General features: G+C 32.4%; 15 protein-coding genes. 12 read left to right on the forward strand and 3 right to left on the reverse strand.

What is annotated here, in order from left to right:
• Nucleotides 1-166: 166 nt before the first annotated feature.
• The 4 genes from EBF09_RS08240 to EBF09_RS08255 all read left to right on the forward strand — a co-directional run bounded on the left by EBF09_RS08240 (nucleotide 167) and on the right by EBF09_RS08255 (nucleotide 4,462).
• Nucleotides 167-817, forward strand: a complete 651-nt coding sequence (locus EBF09_RS08240; protein WP_121764645.1) for a putative metalloprotease CJM1_0395 family protein — start codon at nucleotides 167-169, stop codon at nucleotides 815-817.
• Nucleotides 818-819: 2 nt separating this feature from the next.
• On the forward strand, nucleotides 820-1,242 hold the full coding sequence (locus EBF09_RS08245) for a GNAT family N-acetyltransferase (RefSeq protein ID WP_121764633.1): 423 nt from the start codon (nucleotides 820-822) through the stop codon (nucleotides 1,240-1,242).
• Nucleotides 1,243-1,664: 422 nt separating this feature from the next.
• Complete coding sequence (locus EBF09_RS08250) at nucleotides 1,665-2,630, forward strand: catalase (protein ID WP_121764634.1); 966 nt, start codon at nucleotides 1,665-1,667, stop codon at nucleotides 2,628-2,630.
• Nucleotides 2,631-2,758: 128 nt separating this feature from the next.
• The gene (locus EBF09_RS08255; protein ID WP_121764646.1) at nucleotides 2,759-4,462 is read left to right on the forward strand and encodes a cation:proton antiporter domain-containing protein; all 1,704 of its coding nucleotides are present in this window, start codon (nucleotides 2,759-2,761) and stop codon (nucleotides 4,460-4,462) included.
• On the opposite strand, the gene EBF09_RS08260 is transcribed toward EBF09_RS08255, so the two are convergent.
• Complete coding sequence (locus EBF09_RS08260) at nucleotides 4,459-5,244, reverse strand: sulfite exporter TauE/SafE family protein (protein WP_232817705.1); 786 nt, start codon at nucleotides 5,242-5,244, stop codon at nucleotides 4,459-4,461. The genes EBF09_RS08255 and EBF09_RS08260 overlap by 4 nt on opposite strands.
• Before the next feature lie 98 nt (nucleotides 5,245-5,342).
• On the opposite strand from EBF09_RS08260, the gene selD reads away from it, so the two are divergent.
• Nucleotides 5,343-6,389 carry a selenide, water dikinase SelD gene (gene selD / locus EBF09_RS08265; RefSeq protein ID WP_121764648.1) on the forward strand — a complete coding sequence of 349 codons (1,047 nt, stop codon included), beginning with the start codon at nucleotides 5,343-5,345 and terminating at the stop codon, nucleotides 6,387-6,389.
• 828 nt (nucleotides 6,390-7,217) lie between these two features.
• On the opposite strand, the gene EBF09_RS08275 is transcribed toward selD, so the two are convergent.
• Both EBF09_RS08275 and EBF09_RS08280 read right to left on the reverse strand, forming a co-directional pair.
• Entirely contained in the window at nucleotides 7,218-7,997 is a 780-nt protein-coding gene (locus EBF09_RS08275; RefSeq protein WP_121764636.1) for a flagellar motor protein MotB, read from the reverse strand.
• Between the two features lie 9 nt (nucleotides 7,998-8,006).
• A complete protein-coding gene (locus EBF09_RS08280) occupies nucleotides 8,007-8,771 on the reverse strand; it encodes a motility protein A (protein ID WP_121764637.1) in 765 nt (254 codons plus the stop codon).
• Nucleotides 8,772-8,917: 146 nt separating this feature from the next.
• On the opposite strand from EBF09_RS08280, the gene glmU reads away from it, so the two are divergent.
• The 7 genes from glmU to EBF09_RS08315 are packed head-to-tail and all read left to right on the forward strand — an operon-like array spanning nucleotide 8,918 to nucleotide 16,094.
• Complete coding sequence (gene glmU / locus EBF09_RS08285) at nucleotides 8,918-10,228, forward strand: bifunctional UDP-N-acetylglucosamine diphosphorylase/glucosamine-1-phosphate N-acetyltransferase GlmU (protein ID WP_121764638.1); 1,311 nt, start codon at nucleotides 8,918-8,920, stop codon at nucleotides 10,226-10,228.
• A gap of 2 nt (nucleotides 10,229-10,230) precedes the next feature.
• A complete protein-coding gene (thiS, locus tag EBF09_RS08290; RefSeq protein ID WP_121764639.1) occupies nucleotides 10,231-10,431 on the forward strand; it encodes a sulfur carrier protein ThiS in 201 nt (66 codons plus the stop codon).
• Nucleotides 10,432-10,444: 13 nt separating this feature from the next.
• Nucleotides 10,445-11,470: an N-acetyl-gamma-glutamyl-phosphate reductase gene (argC, locus tag EBF09_RS08295; protein ID WP_121764640.1), complete on the forward strand. Its 1,026-nt coding sequence runs from the start codon at nucleotides 10,445-10,447 to the stop codon at nucleotides 11,468-11,470.
• The gene (locus EBF09_RS08300; RefSeq protein ID WP_121764641.1) at nucleotides 11,460-12,206 is read left to right on the forward strand and encodes a UDP-2,3-diacylglucosamine diphosphatase; all 747 of its coding nucleotides are present in this window, start codon (nucleotides 11,460-11,462) and stop codon (nucleotides 12,204-12,206) included. The genes argC and EBF09_RS08300 overlap by 11 nt, the downstream gene beginning before the upstream one ends.
• Nucleotides 12,202-13,164 (forward strand): chemotaxis protein CheV, encoded by a 963-nt coding sequence (locus EBF09_RS08305; protein WP_232817706.1) that lies wholly within the window; start codon nucleotides 12,202-12,204, stop codon nucleotides 13,162-13,164. The genes EBF09_RS08300 and EBF09_RS08305 overlap by 5 nt, the downstream gene beginning before the upstream one ends.
• Before the next feature lie 27 nt (nucleotides 13,165-13,191).
• Nucleotides 13,192-15,603 carry a hybrid sensor histidine kinase/response regulator gene (locus EBF09_RS08310; protein WP_121764643.1) on the forward strand — a complete coding sequence of 804 codons (2,412 nt, stop codon included), beginning with the start codon at nucleotides 13,192-13,194 and terminating at the stop codon, nucleotides 15,601-15,603.
• Nucleotides 15,603-16,094: a chemotaxis protein CheW gene (locus EBF09_RS08315; RefSeq protein WP_121764644.1), complete on the forward strand. Its 492-nt coding sequence runs from the start codon at nucleotides 15,603-15,605 to the stop codon at nucleotides 16,092-16,094. Before EBF09_RS08310 ends, EBF09_RS08315 begins: the two co-directional genes overlap by 1 nt.
• The last annotated feature ends 550 nt before the right edge of the window (nucleotides 16,095-16,644 follow it).

Here is a 16,644-nt window from a genome sequence, read left to right on the forward strand (position 1 = left end):
ACAATATAATATACTTAATATAAGTAAGTATTATGGCTAGATTAAATATTTTAAAAAAGAGAAAAAATTTTAAAAAATTTACAAAAATGAGTGGAAATTTATGCATGAAAAAACTTGATTTTTCTAAAATATGTTATAATTAACAAAAATTAGGAGGTTTTTGAAAATGCAAATTTCTAATAGCTTCAATTTGCAAGATTTTTATCAAAACCAAACTCCTAATACTCAAAATAATAAAGAAACTTCCAAAGAAGAATCCACAACACAAAAAGAAGAAAAAGAAAACACCACAACCCTAAATGGAAAAGAGCTAGAACCTAGCCAAGTGCAATATGTAAGAAAGCTAGAACAAATAGATAGAAATGTAAAAGCCCATGAAGCCGCACATGTAGCAGCGGGTGCTGGAGTAACTAGAGGGGGTGCTAGCTACACTTACACAAAAGGCCCTGATGGGAAGATGTATGCCACAGCTGGAGAAGTCCCCATAGCCTTAGAAAAAGGCGATACTCCCGAGCAAACTATCCAAAATGCAAGACAAGTAATCGCAGCAGCTATGGCACCAAGCGATCCTAGCCCACAAGATTACAAAGTAGCAGCAAGTGCAGCACAAATGGAGATACAAGCAAGAGCAGAACTTGCAAAAGAAAATGCAAAAGAAAATGCAGAAGAAAAAAAGGAAGAAACTTCTAAAAATGATAAATCCCAAGAAAAACAGCAAAAAGACTGGCAAGATACCCAAGAAAAAAATAAAAGAGATTATGCCATTAGAAGCTATACAAGCAAAGAAAATATAGAAACTTTTAAAATTGCAGGATAAAAATGGAATTAGTAGAAATTACACAAAATGAACTTAAAATCATCTATCCTATTATGCAGGAACTCCGCCCTACCCTAAATTTTGAGGAATTTAGCACAAAATTTCCCCTTATGCAAAAAGAACAAAAATATCAACTTTTTGCTTTTAAAGAAAAAGATGAATTTGTAGCCCTATGTGGAGTAATGCCTTTTAATGTTTTTTATCGCGATAATTGCTTATATGTTTGCGATTTTGTCGTAAAAGAGGAACTAAGAGGCAAAGGCATAGGAGAAAGATTCTTAAAAGAGATTGAAACTTTAGCAAAAAAGCAAGGATACAAACAAATTGAACTAAGCTCTAGTTTTAAGCGAGAAAAAGCCCATAAATTTTATGTAGAAAAAATGGGATTTTCTAAAGTTAGCTTTGTGTTTTTAAAGGATTTATAGAAAAATTATTTTGGATTTTTTATTAACTTTTTAAAAAATTAAGGCTTTAGTGCAAAACTTTATGAGAAGTTGTGGCGTTTTAAAGAATCGCTTTAAAAAGTTACCGCTTATCACTGCAAAGCAAACTTTATCCGCTGTGGCAGTCTAAGTATTTTACCCCTAAAGATTTGCTATCTATCACTGCGAGTAAATGTGAAACATTTGCACGACAATCTAAGGAAATTCCTTTTGGGAATTACTTTCTTGATTGCTTTACTCCCTGCAACTACAAAGAGAGAGTTTAAGTCTTACAATAATCAATGAAGAGGTCATAAGAACCATAATGATGGATAAATCTAAAAAATTTTTATATAAATTTACTTTTTTATGATTAAGTTTTTTAAAAAAATAGTATAATATTTAAAAAATAAAAAAGGAAAGTTATGTTTAAAAATATTAGAAAAAGTTTAGGAATCTGCCTTAGTCTTTGTTTAATGGGTGGGCTAACTAACGCACAAGAAACACAAACCTATGATGCACAAAAAATTGCCGATATTTTTTACAAACTTAATGGAGATCCTAAAAATCCCAAAACAAGAGTAAATCATGTAAAAGGTTTTTGTGCAAGTGGAGCTTTCACTCCTAGTCAAGACTTCCATCAATCTTCTCTCAATTTACCTCTTTTTAAAGAGAGTAAAATTCCTGTGCAAGTGCGTTATTCTTTAGGAGGTGCTATCAAAGATGATAAAAGCAAACAAAGAGGAATGACTCTTAAATTTTTAGGCAATAATGATAGCTGGACTATGGTTATGCTAAATACTGAAATTAATTTTGCAAAAAACCCTCAAGAATTTGGACAATTTTTTGAGATGAAAATTCCAAACCTCTTAGATAAACAAAAAATTCAAGAATTAAGCCAAAGAGATTCTTATAAAAATTTCAATGCTTATCTTGATAAAATTGGTATTTCAAGCCTAGAACACACTCCTTTTTACAGCATTCATACCTTTTGGTTTAAGGATAGTGCTAACAATCTAATTCCTGCAAGATGGAAATTTATCCCAAAAGATGGCATTAGCTATCTAAGCGATAAAGATTTACAAAAAGCTTCCAAAGATTTTTTAGAAGAGAACTTTAAAAAATACACTAAAAACAAACCCATTGAATACAAAATGTATCTTGAGTTTGCCAACAAAAATGATAAAACAGATGACACAACAGCCCTTTGGAGTGGGGAACATAAAAATCTTTTTATGGGTATCTTAAAAGTTTCAAATTATGAAGGAAAAGATTGCAATCAAGATGTTTATTTTCCTTCAGAATTGCCTAATGGTGTAGAAGAGCCAAAAGATCCGCTTTTTAATCTTAGAACTCCTACCTATGCAATTACTTTTGGTAAAAGACAATAATTTTTAGGCTAACTACCTAAAAATTATTAAAAATATATTAATTTTTAATAATTTTTAAATATAATTTTAAAAATAAAAAAGTGAGGTGTAACATTGATAATTTATTAGTAATTGTTTGTGTAATGGCTATGGCTGTAATTTCTGGCATCATCCTCAATAAGCTCAAAATACCAACTATCATAGGCTACATATTGACAGGAATCTTAACTACCTATATTTTTGGTTTTAGATTCGAGCATTCTGGCGATTTAAACGAAACAGCCGAATTAGGTATTGTATTTTTGATGTTTATGATAGGACTTGATTTTAGCTTCAAAAAAATAACTTCCATGAAGCAAGAAGTGCTTCTTTTTGGTGGTCTTCAAATACTGCTTTCTATGGCTGTATTCTTTTTTATCTGCTTTTTTGTTTTTGGATTTAATTTTGATACTTCTATTATTGTTGCAAGTGCAATCAGTCTTTCATCTACCGCCATTGTGCTAAAACACCTTAATGAAAACAACCTCACAAAAACACCTTATGGGGCTGCTTCTATTGGTATTTTAATTTTTCAGGATATTGCAGTTATCCCTATTCTTTTAATGATAAAGCTTCTTAGCAACAAAGACTTGGGCACAGGAGAACTACTTCTAACTACTGGAATTTCTGCTATCATTGTATTGTTACTACTTCTTCTTCCGGGTAGATTTTTAGCAAAACTTGCCCTTAGATCTTCCGCTAAGATGAAAACGGATGAAATCTTTGTTGCTACTGTTTTTATTATCGTTCTTGGTTCTGCTTATTTAAGTAAATATTTTGGCTTCTCGCTTACTTTAGGGGCATTTTTATCAGGTATGATTATCTCAAACACTCCTTATCGCTACCAAGTAGCCTCTGTTTTGGTTTATTTTAGAGATTTGCTTTTAGGGGTTTTCTTTATCACCATTGGAATGCAAGTAGATTTACTCTTCTTAGCTAAATATTTTATTATTATTATTCTTTTTGTATTCCTCACAATTCTTTCTAAAACACTTATTATGTTTGCCTTTTTAAGCCTTTTTAGAAATGCAAGAGTAGGGATGAAAGTCGCCCTATCTCTTTCACAAATTGGAGAATTTTCTTTTGCTATTTTCCTTTTAGCTTCCCAACAAGCAATTTTAAATTTACAGCTTAATGGGGGGATTTTAGAATATATCTTTGGACGTAATCTTTTTGCATCTATCACACCACAAGAAATCTATCAATTTTTAACCATTATGGTAATCTTCTCTATGATAGCAACTCCTTTCATTTTGGATAAAATAGATAAATATTCTGAATATCTTCTAAAGCTTTTAAAAATTCCTCTAAAAACTTCTGCCACGATTGCAAATATGCAAAAAAATGAAGATTCTAGCAAAAGAAGGATTTTAGTTTGTGGTTATGGGCTTTTAGGACAAAAAACCATTCAATATCTAAGAGACTGCGATATTGCTAGTGTAGTAATTGATTCAAATTATGAAAGAATTGAAAAAGGTTTAAAAAATGGACAAACTATGGTATATGGCAATATTACCGATAAAATGATTTTTAGAGAAGTGGAAGTAGAAAAATTTGCCGCAATTTTATTTTGTGTAGAATCTAGCAGTGCGATTTTAAAAGCCACACAGCACATTCTATCTCTATCCCACCATGCAAAAATTATCGTCCAAACAGAAGATGATACCATAGAAAAAGAATTAAATTCTATGGGGCTTTATGGCGTTGTAAATGGTAGCAGAGAGATAGCTAAACTCTTAGGAGAACTCGCCCAAGACGCTTTTAAAGAAGAAAAAGAAAAAGAAGAAGACAAAAAAGAGGGAGAAAATCTTTAAAATAGCATTTTCTCTAGCATAATAGATAGCACCACAATATACATTGCCAAAAGTGCATATTTATGTTTTTTGGCCTCTATGATACTAAGCAAATAAATACCAATTCTTACCCCTATTAAAGAAGTCAAACCCACAATAAATCCTTGTTTATAATCCACATAACCATGCATCGCTAAAGATGTAAAACCTGATATTGAAGAAAAAGTAACAAAAAACAAAGAAAGAGGGATAATTTTTTTAGAACTATATCCCAAATAATAGGCTAAAAGTGGAGCTAAAAGCATTCCGCCGCCAATTCCTAGTGAAATTGCAAAAATACCTACTATTGCTCCACAACCTACCAAAAAAATCTTAGAACTTCCCCCCTCCTTAATCTTAGAACTTCCCCCCTCTGCTTTTGCTTTAAAAAACTTTACCAAGCTATAAAGAATAAAAAGTGTAAAAATACCCTCTAGCACATTTGAAGGGACTTTATCAATAATAATTCCACTAAAAGAAGCACCTATTAAACCACCAACTCCTACATAAAAACCCTCATAAAAATCAAGATTCCTCTTTTTATAATTTACATAAGAGCCATATACAGAAGAAAAAATCATCTGCATAATAGAAATCCCAATAGCTACTTTAATATCATTACCTAATGCAATCATCATAGGCACGATAATCGCCCCACCACCAATCCCAAAAAATCCTGCTAATATACCCGTCAGCAAACCTATTGCTAAAAGTGCCAAAACTAAACCCACATTCATTTCCATAATTGCATTTAAAAATTCCATTATTTTTCCTAATTTTTTTATTTTGGGTAACAATTTATCACAAAGTATAGAATAAATTGATAAAATACACAAAAAATATCTTTAAAAAGCGTGAAATTATGGATACTTTAAAAATTACAAATTTTGTTAGTGTAGCAGGTTGAGCAGGAAAAGCAGATCTGGAAGATCTATCACAAATTTCTTGCAAACTTACAAACAAACTAGATAAAAATCTTTTAGTGGATTTTAGCAGCAATGAAGATGCGGGCATTTACCAACTAAACGAAGATTTAGCACTCGTGCAAACAGCAGATTTTATCACACCAGTAGTAGATGATCCCTATATCTATGGGCAAATTGCTGCTGCAAACTCATTAAGTGATATTTATGCGATGGGCGGAGAAGTAAAATGCGCACTCAATTTAGTGATGTGGGATAGTTGCAATCTCCCAAAAGAAATTTTAGAAGAGATTTTGCAAGGTGGGCTTTCAAAAATAAAAGAGGCAGGTGGAGTGCTTTTAGGAGGGCATACGATTAGCGATAAAGAACAAAAATATGGGCTAAGTGTTAGTGGCATCGTGCATCCAAAAAAATTTTGGAGAAACAACACAGCACAAATTGGAGATGTAATTATCCTAACAAAACCCATAGGCTTAGGCGTCTTAACCACTGCCTTAAAAGCAAATCTTTTGCCTAAAAATGAAATAGATAAAATTTCTAAAATTATGGCAACACTCAATCAAAAAGCTACTCTAATCGCTAAAAACTACACAATCCATGCTTGCACTGACATTACTGGATTTGGGCTTTTGGGGCATTTATATGAAATGTGCAATAAAAATATTTCCTTAAAAATTGATTCTAGTAAAATCCCCCTTATACAATCTGCTCTAAATTTTGCAAAAGATGGCATAATTCCGGGTGGTAGCTATGCAAATAAAGAATCTTTAAGTAAGTTTGTGGATTTTAAACTGCAAAAAGATTCTAAATTTTTAAACTTAGAAATTTTACTTTTTGATGCACAAACTTCTGGAGGCCTAGCCTTTGCGCTCCCACAAAAAGAAGCACAAAACTTCCTAAAAGACTTACATAATAACGGCATAGAAGAAGCAAATATCATTGCAGAAGTGCTACCTATTTCTACTTTGCCACTTTGTGTTATCTAACTATTAAAAATCTAAAAAAACCTTTTTAGATTTTTTCTTTTTTATCCACTAATCCTAATCTTATATAGAGATATAATTTTATTATTTTATTTTAAGAAGTTTTGATAAAAATTTTTGGAGCTTTTGTATTGTTTTTAATGCTTGCAGGCAATATTTTTGCACAATCCAACAATAAAGATAAGCAAGAACAAAGAGATAAAAAGTTGAGCAAAAAGCTAATAAAATGACTGATAAAGCAATTGACAAAACCACAGATAAAGTGCTTGATAAAACCGACAAATAAATGGATAAAGCACTCAATAAATTACTAGATTTTTAAACGAAATCTTAAAAACTGACAAAAGTGCCTATTTTGGCACTTTAAGATTACTTTTCAATCTACAAAACTTAACTTTTACCACTTAGCACTGCAATAGCTTTAGTTTGCAATAGCCTATTTTAGATTGCTTCATCATTTCACTCCTTGCAATGACAGGTGGGAATGGGTTCGTAATAATTTTAAAAAAGAAATGCTCTTTATTACAAAAGAATTCTCGTGGCGGTTTCCAAAGGATTAACTGCTGAAGCAGTAAATGAGATAAAACTACTTGCAGTTTTAGAGCTCCCACTTCCCGCCTAAGAGAATTACTTTTAAATAAAGATACTTTAGATTTGTATTTATTTGCAATAATATTTAAAATTACATACACTTCGTTTATGAGATAATGCTTTACTTTTGGCTAAAGCCCTTACAACAACAAAAGAAGTGGACTTTTAACAATATACCTCACAACACTTTATAGACACTAAGATTATTTAAAATAGTTTTTAATTATAAAAAACTAAAAACTATTGCATTTCTTGTTCTTGAATTGTCTTTTCTAGAATATTTTGTGTTTTATGCAAATGTTTATCATCTGGATAAAATCTAAACTCAACACGCCTATTTTTTGCCCTATTCTCTTCTGTTGTATTGGGTAGCACAAAATTACTAGAACCTCCCCCAAGGGTTGTAATTTTTTCTGGCTCTATACCCTCTTGCATTAAAACCCTACTCACTTCAAGTGCCCTAAAAGCACTTAAACTTAAATCATTTTTATTAAAGATTTTTGCTTCTTGTGAATCTGTATATCCCACAATATCCACATGCAAACTTGAAGGCATTCTTTGTAAAATCTGCCCCATTCTCTTTAAAAATAGCAGATCATCATTATTTTCTAAAGCCACCCCACCCTCTTTAAAAAGCAACTTACCGCTAAAGCGCAATATAAAACCCTCTGTCCCATCATCATTGATACTTGAAGGCCCCAAAGAAACTTTCACATTTTCTCTAAAATCCAAAATATCACTTTGAATCTTTTTAACCTCTGGAGCAGTTTCTGGTTCTGTTGTCATATCTGCTTGTTGTTGGATTCTTGTATTATCAGGCTCAATCTTAATCCCACCACTTAGCAAACTCATACTTCCTTTTAAGCTTCCCTCAGCTTCTGTAAGCTTTTTTGCATCAAAAGTAACCATAGATAAAAGCAAAATAAAAAAAGTAAGGATTAAAGTAACCATATCCCCATAAGTCCCAAGCCATAAAGGCAAAACATTAGGACAATCACAAGGAGGACATCGTTTAGCCATTTTTAATTCCTATTCAAACTGGCTAACGCGTTGATTTGGAGGCAAGAAAGTAAGCAATTTAGCCTCCAATGCTCTAGGATTATCCCCGGCTTGAATAGACATAATCCCTTCAATAATCAAAAGTTTTACCAACGCCTCATCATTTGCTCTAACGGTTAAAATATTTGCAATAGGAGATCCCACAACATTTCCAATAAAAGAACCATAAAAAGTGGTTAAAAGTGCAACCGCCATAGCTGGACCAATAGAAGCTGGATCAGACATATTAAGCAACATCGCAACCAAACCAATCAAAGTCCCAAGCATTCCATATGCACCTGCATAAGCAGCCCAAGTATCAAAAATACCTGCATTTGATTTATGCCTATCTAGTGTTCTATCCATATCTGTTTCTAGCAAATCTCTAATGCTATCAGGTTCAGCACCATCAATTGCCATATTTAATCCGCGTCTTAAAAATTCATTTTCTTCTTGATTAGATTGTTGCTCTAAAGATAGAATCCCATCACGCCTTGCTTGTGTAGAGTAATCCACTAATTTTTTAATTAAAGCAGGAACATCATAAGTTTGTGGCTTAAAAGCAATCATAAAAAATGTAAAGATTTTTTTCATACTTTCCATTTTATAACCAATCAGCAAACTTGTAATAGAACCCCCAACAGTAATCAAAATAGATGGGATATCAAAATAAGGACCAATCCCAACACCCATCATCATAGCTACACCTAAAAGAATAAAAGAGAGGGACATTCCTACGACTGTTGCTATATCCATATTCTACTCCAAAAACGCTCTTAACAAAGCAAAAAGATTCTTATAAGTTTGCTAATTCTAAACTTTATTGTGTTAAAATACAATTAAATCTATATAAAATAAAGAGAATTTGCAAAAAATATTAAGAAAAAATAAAGGCAGATTAAATGAGTTCTACAAACCTATCCATCGTGATTCTAGCCGCAGGAGCTGGAACAAGAATGAAATCTAAAACCCCAAAAGTTTTGCATAAAATCTGCGGAAGAGAAATGCTTTATTATTCTATAAAAGAAGCTTTTAAGTTAAGCGATGATGTAAGTGTAGTTTTGGGTTTTGAGGCTAGTCTAATACAATCGCGTATTCAAAATCTTTTTGAAGCACACATTAATTTTTTACATCAGGATATTCAAAATTATCCAGGCACTGGAGGTGCTTTAAAAAACTATAAGCCTAAATATTCCAAAATATTAGTGCTTAATGGAGATATGCCCCTTATACAAAGCCATCAATTAGAGGGTTTTTTGCATAAAGATGCAGAAATTGTTATGAGTGTTATTGATAAACCAAATACGAGTGGCTATGGAAGAGTGATTTTAAACAATGGAGAAGTAGAAAAAATCGTAGAAGAAAAAGACGCTACTAAAGAGATTCTCTCTCTAAGCACATTAAATGCGGGAATTTATTGCTTTAAAAGTGAGATTTTACAAAAATATCTTCCTAAACTCCAAAACAATAATGCCCAAAAAGAATATTACCTAACTGACATCATTTCACTTGCAAAATCTGATGGAGCTCGCATATTACCATTATTTGTAGAGATAGAAAGCTTCAAAGGCGTTAATGATAAAATAGATCTTTCTTGTGCTGAAGAGATTATGCAAGATCGTATTAGACAATTTTGGCAAAAACAAGGTGTTATCATGCGTCTCCCAAAGACGATTTATATTGAAGAGCAAGTAACTTTGGAGGGAGAATGTATTTTAGAAAATGGTGTAAGCTTAATAGGAAAATGCAAAATTACTAACTCCCACATCAAAGCCCATAGTGTCCTAGAAGAGAGTATCTTGGAAAATAGCGATGTAGGGCCTATGGCACATTTACGCCCACAAAGTGAGCTTTATAGCACACATATAGGAAACTTTGTAGAAATAAAAAAATCACAACTCAAAGGCGTAAAAGCTGGGCATTTAAGCTATCTTGGCGATTGCAGTATAGATGAGGGCACAAATATAGGCGCAGGTTTTATCACTTGCAACTACGATGGCAAAGCAAAACATAAAACAAAAATAGGAAAAAATGTTTTTATAGGTAGCGATTCTCAAGCTGTTGCTCCTATTAGCTTGGAAGATGATTGTATAATTGGTGCGGGTAGCACAATCACAAAAGATGTCAAAAAAGGCGAACTTTACCTCACTCGTGCTAATGAGAAAAGAATAGAGGGATTTTTTTATAAATTTTTTAATAAAATTAAGGAGTAATTATGCAAATTAAACTCAATGGAGAAGCAATTGATATTGCACCCGATACTACTCTTTTGGATCTTTTAGAGCAATACAAAATTGAAACAAAAAGCATTGTAGTAGCTATCAATTTAGAGAGCATCAAAAAAGAGCAATGGAGTAGCTATATCCTAAAAGAAAACGATACGATTGAATGCCTCACCTTTTTAGGTGGCGGTTGATAAAAGGAGTGAAATGGAATCAACACAAACAAAAATCAAAACTGCTATTGTAGGCGTTGGGGGTTATACTGGCTTAGAGCTTTTAAAACTCCTTATACACCACCCCTATTTTGAGCTTAGCGGGGTTTATGCCACAGAAAAAAGCGAAGATATTTCTCTTTTACATCCTTGTTTAAAAAATGTCTTTAAAAAAGAAGTAGAAGAAGCAAATATTCAAAAAATTGCCTCAAGTTGTGAGCTAGTATTTTTAGCTCTTCCCCACCAAAATGCAATGGAATATGTAAGTGTGCTTTATGAAAAAGGCGTTAAAATTGTAGATTTATCTGCAGACTATCGCCTAGAAGCCAATACTTATGAATCGCATTATTGTAAGCATTTAGATAAGGATAATATCAAAAATGCAGTTTATGGGCTACCTGAATACAATCGCACTTTAATCCAAAAAACAAACCTTGTAGCAAATCCTGGTTGTTACCCCACAGCTACTTTGCTTGGATTGCTCCCCTTTATCCCCTATATCTGCCAAAATCAAACCCTATTTATTGATGCTAAGAGTGGTGTAAGTGGAGCAGGCAAAAAACTTAGTCAAAATTCTCATTTTGTCACTATTAATGAAAATATTTTCGCCTATTCTCCCATACAACACCGCCATGCTCCTGAAATAGAAGAGCAAATTTTTAAAATCTCACACACACAACATAAAATTATGTTTGTCCCTCATTTATTACCGCTAACGCGCGGAATGCTTGTATCTATTTATTGCGCTCTAAAAGAGGAAATCAATCCTTTGCAAATCTTAAAGGATGCTTATAAAAATGAAGCTTTTGTGCGGATTAAAAATCAATGCGTGCAGATTAAAAATGTAGCAGGAACACATTATTGTGATTTATTTGCTAAATGCGATGGTAAAAATTTATTTATTTCTTCAGCCATTGATAATCTTTTACGCGGTGCTAGTTCTCAAGCTCTTGCAAATGCAAACTTAATGTTTGGCTTGGAAGAAAAACTAGGATTGCCACAAATCGCCTATGCTCCCTAAAATCATTCAAGAAAATGCGATTTTTATCGCAGATTCCCATCATCACAGCATTTACAACAATAATTTGGATAATTTTTTTCTCTATTTATCAAAACTTCCAAAAAGACAAATTTTTCTTATGGGAGATATTTTTGATTTTCTAGTAGGTGGGGTTTCCAAAAGTTTTGATGAAAACAAAACCACTTTAGAACTCTTAGAAAAACTCTCCTATATCCACGAAATTTATTATTTTGAGGGAAATCATGATTTTTTATTAAAAGATTCATCCTATTTTAAAAATATTCAATATTTTTCTTATTCTTTACAACCTGCCAAATTTTTCTTAAATAATCAAGCTGTATTTCTCTCTCATGGAGATATTTTCCTTCCTTTAGGCTATCAAATATATACTTTTTTTATACGCTCTTTTTATACCATCTCTTTTTTAAATCTTTTTTCAAATATCCTTTATCCTAAGATTATAAAACACTTAAAAATAAAAAATAATGGCTACAATTCAAATAATTTTACATTTTTGCTAGAAAATAGAATTAAACATTATTTAGATAAATGTCAAATACCGCCCCATTCTATCGTTATTGAGGGGCACTATCACCATGGCAAAATGGATAAAATACACGATATTTTATATCTAAATTTACCCCCTTTTACTTGTAAAAAAAGCTATTTTGTAGTAGAATTTCAAGATAGTTGTTTATCCTTCATACAAAAGGAGTTTAAAAGTGACAAATATTGAACAAAATAATAGCCTTAAGGTTGCTAGCAACGAAATGGAGCTAGTGGATTTTCGCATTTACAAGATGGAAAAGGGGAAGTTTTATGAGGGAATATATGGTATTAATGTTGCCAAAGTAAATGAAATCATAAGATTGCCAGAACTTACAGAATTACCAGGAGTTCCTGAATATATTGAAGGCATTTTTGATTTAAGAGGAGTGGTAATACCTGTCATCAATCTAGCAAAATGGATGAATGTAGAAATACCCAAAAATAAAAAAATTAATCCTCGTGTGGTAATTACAGAGTTTAATAATGTAATGATTGGCTTTATTGTTCATGAAGCAAAAAGGATTAGGCGTATTAGCTGGAAAGATATTGAGCCTGCACATTTTAGCTCTAGTGCAAGTAGCAATAGTCTTGATAAAAGTAAAATTACTGGAGTAACTAGAATTGAAAATGATCAAGTTTTGCTTATTTTAGATTTAGAAAGCATCGTGCAAGAACTTGGCTTCTATCAGCCTGATATTAGCGCTGATCATAGCTACAATAAGTTCTCTGGTCTTGCTCTTGTGGTAGATGATAGTTCTATTGCTAGAAAAATTGTCAAGGAATTCTTAGAAAAGATGGGCTTTGATGTCGCAGAAGCTAACGATGGGGAAGCTGGATTAAATAAGCTTCAAAAGCTTTATGAAAATTATGGGGACTTATTACAAAAGCAACTAAAAATTATTGTTTCTGATATTGAAATGCCTCAAATGGATGGCTTTCATTTTGCCGCTAAAGCAAAAGAAGATCCTAGATTCTCAAAAATACCTATTGTATTTAATTCCTCTATTAGCGATAAATTCAGCCAAGATAAAGGTAAAGTCGCGGGAGGAGAATCTTATTTGGTTAAATTTGATGGCAATAAATTTCATGATGAAATTTCAAGAGTTGTTACAAAATACGAAGAAGAGCTTGCAAAAGAAGCTTAATTAATCTCATAAAAGAAAGGGTAAAACATGGATGAAATGCAAGAAATATTAGAAGACTTTTTAATAGAAGCCTTCGAAATGATTGAACAGCTTGATCAAGATTTGGTAGAATTAGAAAACCATCCTGATGATTTGGATTTACTTAATAGAATCTTTAGGGTAGCACACACCATTAAAGGTTCTGGTTCTTTTTTGAATTTTTCGGTTTTAACACATCTTACACACCATATGGAAGATGTATTAAATAAAGCAAGACATGGTGAACTCACAATTACACCTGATATTATGGATGTTGTCTTAGAATCCATTGATTATATGAAAAAGCTTCTTAGTGCGATTAGAGATAGTGGTAGCGATGCAAACACTGGCTTAGAAGGAGAGATTGAAGGCACAATTTCAAGACTAGATGCAATCTCAAAAGGTGGAGAAGCACCTAAAGCTGAAGAAGCTCCACAAGAACAAGTTGAAACTCCTAGCAATTCTCAACAAGAAGAAATCCAAGAGCCAGAAGAAGAGCTAGATTATGCAAATATGTCTGCTGAGGAAGTAGAAAAAGAAATAGAAAGATTACTCAATAAACGCCAAGAAGAAGATAAGAAAAAAAGAGAAGAAAAGCGTGCAAGGGGTGAAGATCTAGATATTCAAGCACCCAAGGAAGTTCAAGAAGAGCCTAAAGCTACACAGCCTACACCTGCGCCCATCACTCCAAAAGCACCTACTCAACCTGCTACTCCAAAGCCTGCACCAAAATCTAGTGCTTCACAAGGCAAGCAAGATGAAAATAAAACTCCTGCAACTGCCGTTGAACAAACCATTAGAGTAGATGTTAAAAGACTTGATAGTCTTATGAATCTCATTGGTGAATTAGTGCTTGGAAAAAACAGACTCATTAAAATTTATAACGATGTAGAAGAGCGCTATGAGGGCGAAAAATTCCTAGAAGAACTTAATCAAGTTGTTGCCTCTGTATCTATGGTAACCACAGACATTCAACTTGCCGTTATGAAAACAAGAATGTTGCCTATTGGAAGAGTATTTAATAAATTTCCGCGTATGGTAAGAGATCTTTCAAGAGAATTAGGTAAAAATATTGACTTAGTGATTAGCGGTGAAGAAACAGAGCTTGATAAGTCTATCGTAGAAGAAATTGGCGATCCTTTAGTGCATCTAATTAGAAATGCTTGCGACCATGGTATTGAATCCAAAGAAGAAAGAATAGCAGCTGGCAAAAAAGAACAAGGAACAGTAGAATTAAAAGCCTATAATGAGGGCAACCATATCGTCGTTGAAATTAAGGACGATGGTAAAGGAATGAATCCTGAAGTTCTTAAAGCCAAAGCGGTTGAAAAAGGTATCATTAGCGAAAGAGAAGCAGATACTATGACAGACAAAGAAGCTTACTCTCTTATCTTCAAAGCAGGTTTCTCCACAGCGAAAGTGGTTACAAATGTTAGTGGTCGCGGTGTGGGAATGGATGTTGTTAAAACTAATATTGAAAAGCTAAATGGTATCATTGATGTAGAAAGCACATTTGGCGAGGGAACTACATTAAAACTCAAAATACCTCTAACTTTAGCCATTATCCAATCTTTACTTGTAGGTGTTCAAGAAGAATTCTATGCTATTCCTCTAGCATCTGTTATTGAAACTGTAAGAATCTCTCAAGATGAGATTTACACAGTCGAAAATAAAAGTGTATTAAGACTAAGAAACGAGGTTCTACCTCTTGTAAGACTTGCTGATATTTTTGGAGTAGATTCTGTATTTGATAGCTCTGAACAAGCCTATGTAGTTGTAATAGGACTTGCTGAAAACAAAATAGGTATTATTGTGGATTTCCTAATTGGACAAGAAGAGGTTGTTATTAAATCTTTAGGAACCTATCTCAAAGGGACAGAAGGAATTGCAGGCGCAACAATTAGAGGAGATGGTAGAGTAACTCTAATTGTGGATATTGCTGCAATGATGCAAATGGCAAAAAATGTCAAAGTAAGTATCAACAAACTAATCCAAGAAAGTGAAGCAAAACATGAAAAGAATTCTCCAAGTGATTATCATGTTTTAATTGTAGATGATTCACTCACCGATAGAAGCATCATGAAAAAATCTCTCAAGCCTTTAGGTATTACTTTAACAGAAGCTACTAATGGACTTGAAGCGCTCGATATTGTAAAAAATGGAGATAGCACTTTTGATGCAATTTTGATTGATATTGAAATGCCAAAAATGGATGGCTATACCCTAGCAGGAGAAATTAGAAAATATGCTAAATTCAAAAATCTACCTTTAATCGCAGTTACAAGCCGAACAAGCAAAACAGATAGAATGCGTGGGGTAGAATCCGGTATGACAGAATACATTACAAAGCCTTATTCTCCTGAATATTTAATGAATGTTGTAAAACGCAATATTAATCTAACAATGGAGGTTACAGAATAATGAGTAATCAATTAAAAGATGTTCTACAAAAACAACAAGAACAAAAAAAACCTGTTGCAGAAACTGAAAATATTATTCAATTAGTTGCCTTTGTGGTTGGTTCTGAAGAATTTGCTGTGCCAATTTTAAGTATTCAAGAAATCATTAAACCTCTTGAATACACAAGAGTTCCTGGAGTTCCTAACTATGTTTTAGGCGTTTTTAATATGAGAGGTTGGGTTGTCCCACTTATCAATTTACGCTTAAAATTTGGTTTGCCTTATGAAAAAATCACTGAAGACACTCGTTATATCGTTATTAGAAATCAAGAAGAGAGAGCTGGTTTTGTGATTGATAAGCTAACAGAAGCTGTAAGAATTAAAGAATCAGATATTGATCCCACCCCTGAAACTATCTCTCAAGATGAGAATCTTATCTATGGTGTGGGTAAAAGAGATGATAGATTAATCACTATCTTAAGACCTGAAGAACTACTAAAGAGAACTTTTTAGTTCTTCTTTGCTTCTTTCTAATAAACACATAATACAATCTTTTAAAAATTTAATTTCTAAAATTTTTACACATTATCTCTATCAAACTACCTAAATTATTAAAAATAAATCTTGTAAGAAATATTTTTGCTTTTTCCAAATAAATATAATCAAATCTTATTTAAATTACTTTAAGCAAAATATTCTCTTTAAAATTCTTTATAAGTAAATCCATTTAATTGCCACTCCATAAAATTTATAGCCAAATTTCCTCAAAAAATCACTCAAAAACAAACACTCCCTATAAAACTTAAATAATTTTACTACAAATCTTCAAGAATACAATGTAAATCAATATTATATATTTTATAATCTAATTATCCATCAATACCCTACTTTATAAATTTTCTAATGACAATAAGTTTCTTATAAAAATATTATCAATATCTAAAACCCACAATCACGCCCATACAACAATAATTCCTAACCACTAAATAAAATTTCAAATTGCAAGAAAAGGTTTCAAAGTGAAAGGAAAATAAAAACAAAAGAAGAATATTTGTGTTAGAAA

It is taken from the genome of Helicobacter burdigaliensis, assembly GCF_003670295.1.
Lineage (GTDB): Bacteria > Campylobacterota > Campylobacteria > Campylobacterales > Helicobacteraceae > Helicobacter_D > Helicobacter_D burdigaliensis.

Coding starts and splice junctions, on each gene's coding strand:
- EBF09_RS08240 (WP_121764645.1), top strand. CDS start 167: ATGCAAATTTCTAATAGCTTCAATTTGCAAGATTTTTATCAAAACCAA.
- EBF09_RS08245 (WP_121764633.1), top strand. CDS start 820: ATGGAATTAGTAGAAATTACACAAAATGAACTTAAAATCATCTATCCT.
- EBF09_RS08250 (WP_121764634.1), top strand. CDS start 1,665: ATGTTTAAAAATATTAGAAAAAGTTTAGGAATCTGCCTTAGTCTTTGT.
- EBF09_RS08255 (WP_121764646.1), top strand. CDS start 2,759: ATGGCTGTAATTTCTGGCATCATCCTCAATAAGCTCAAAATACCAACT.
- EBF09_RS08260 (WP_232817705.1), bottom strand. CDS start 5,244: ATGGAATTTTTAAATGCAATTATGGAAATGAATGTGGGTTTAGTTTTG.
- EBF09_RS08275 (WP_121764636.1), bottom strand. CDS start 7,997: ATGGCTAAACGATGTCCTCCTTGTGATTGTCCTAATGTTTTGCCTTTA.
- EBF09_RS08280 (WP_121764637.1), bottom strand. CDS start 8,771: ATGGATATAGCAACAGTCGTAGGAATGTCCCTCTCTTTTATTCTTTTA.
- glmU (WP_121764638.1), top strand. CDS start 8,918: ATGAGTTCTACAAACCTATCCATCGTGATTCTAGCCGCAGGAGCTGGA.
- thiS (WP_121764639.1), top strand. CDS start 10,231: ATGCAAATTAAACTCAATGGAGAAGCAATTGATATTGCACCCGATACT.
- argC (WP_121764640.1), top strand. CDS start 10,445: ATGGAATCAACACAAACAAAAATCAAAACTGCTATTGTAGGCGTTGGG.
- EBF09_RS08300 (WP_121764641.1), top strand. CDS start 11,460: ATGCTCCCTAAAATCATTCAAGAAAATGCGATTTTTATCGCAGATTCC.
- EBF09_RS08310 (WP_121764643.1), top strand. CDS start 13,192: ATGGATGAAATGCAAGAAATATTAGAAGACTTTTTAATAGAAGCCTTC.
- EBF09_RS08315 (WP_121764644.1), top strand. CDS start 15,603: ATGAGTAATCAATTAAAAGATGTTCTACAAAAACAACAAGAACAAAAA.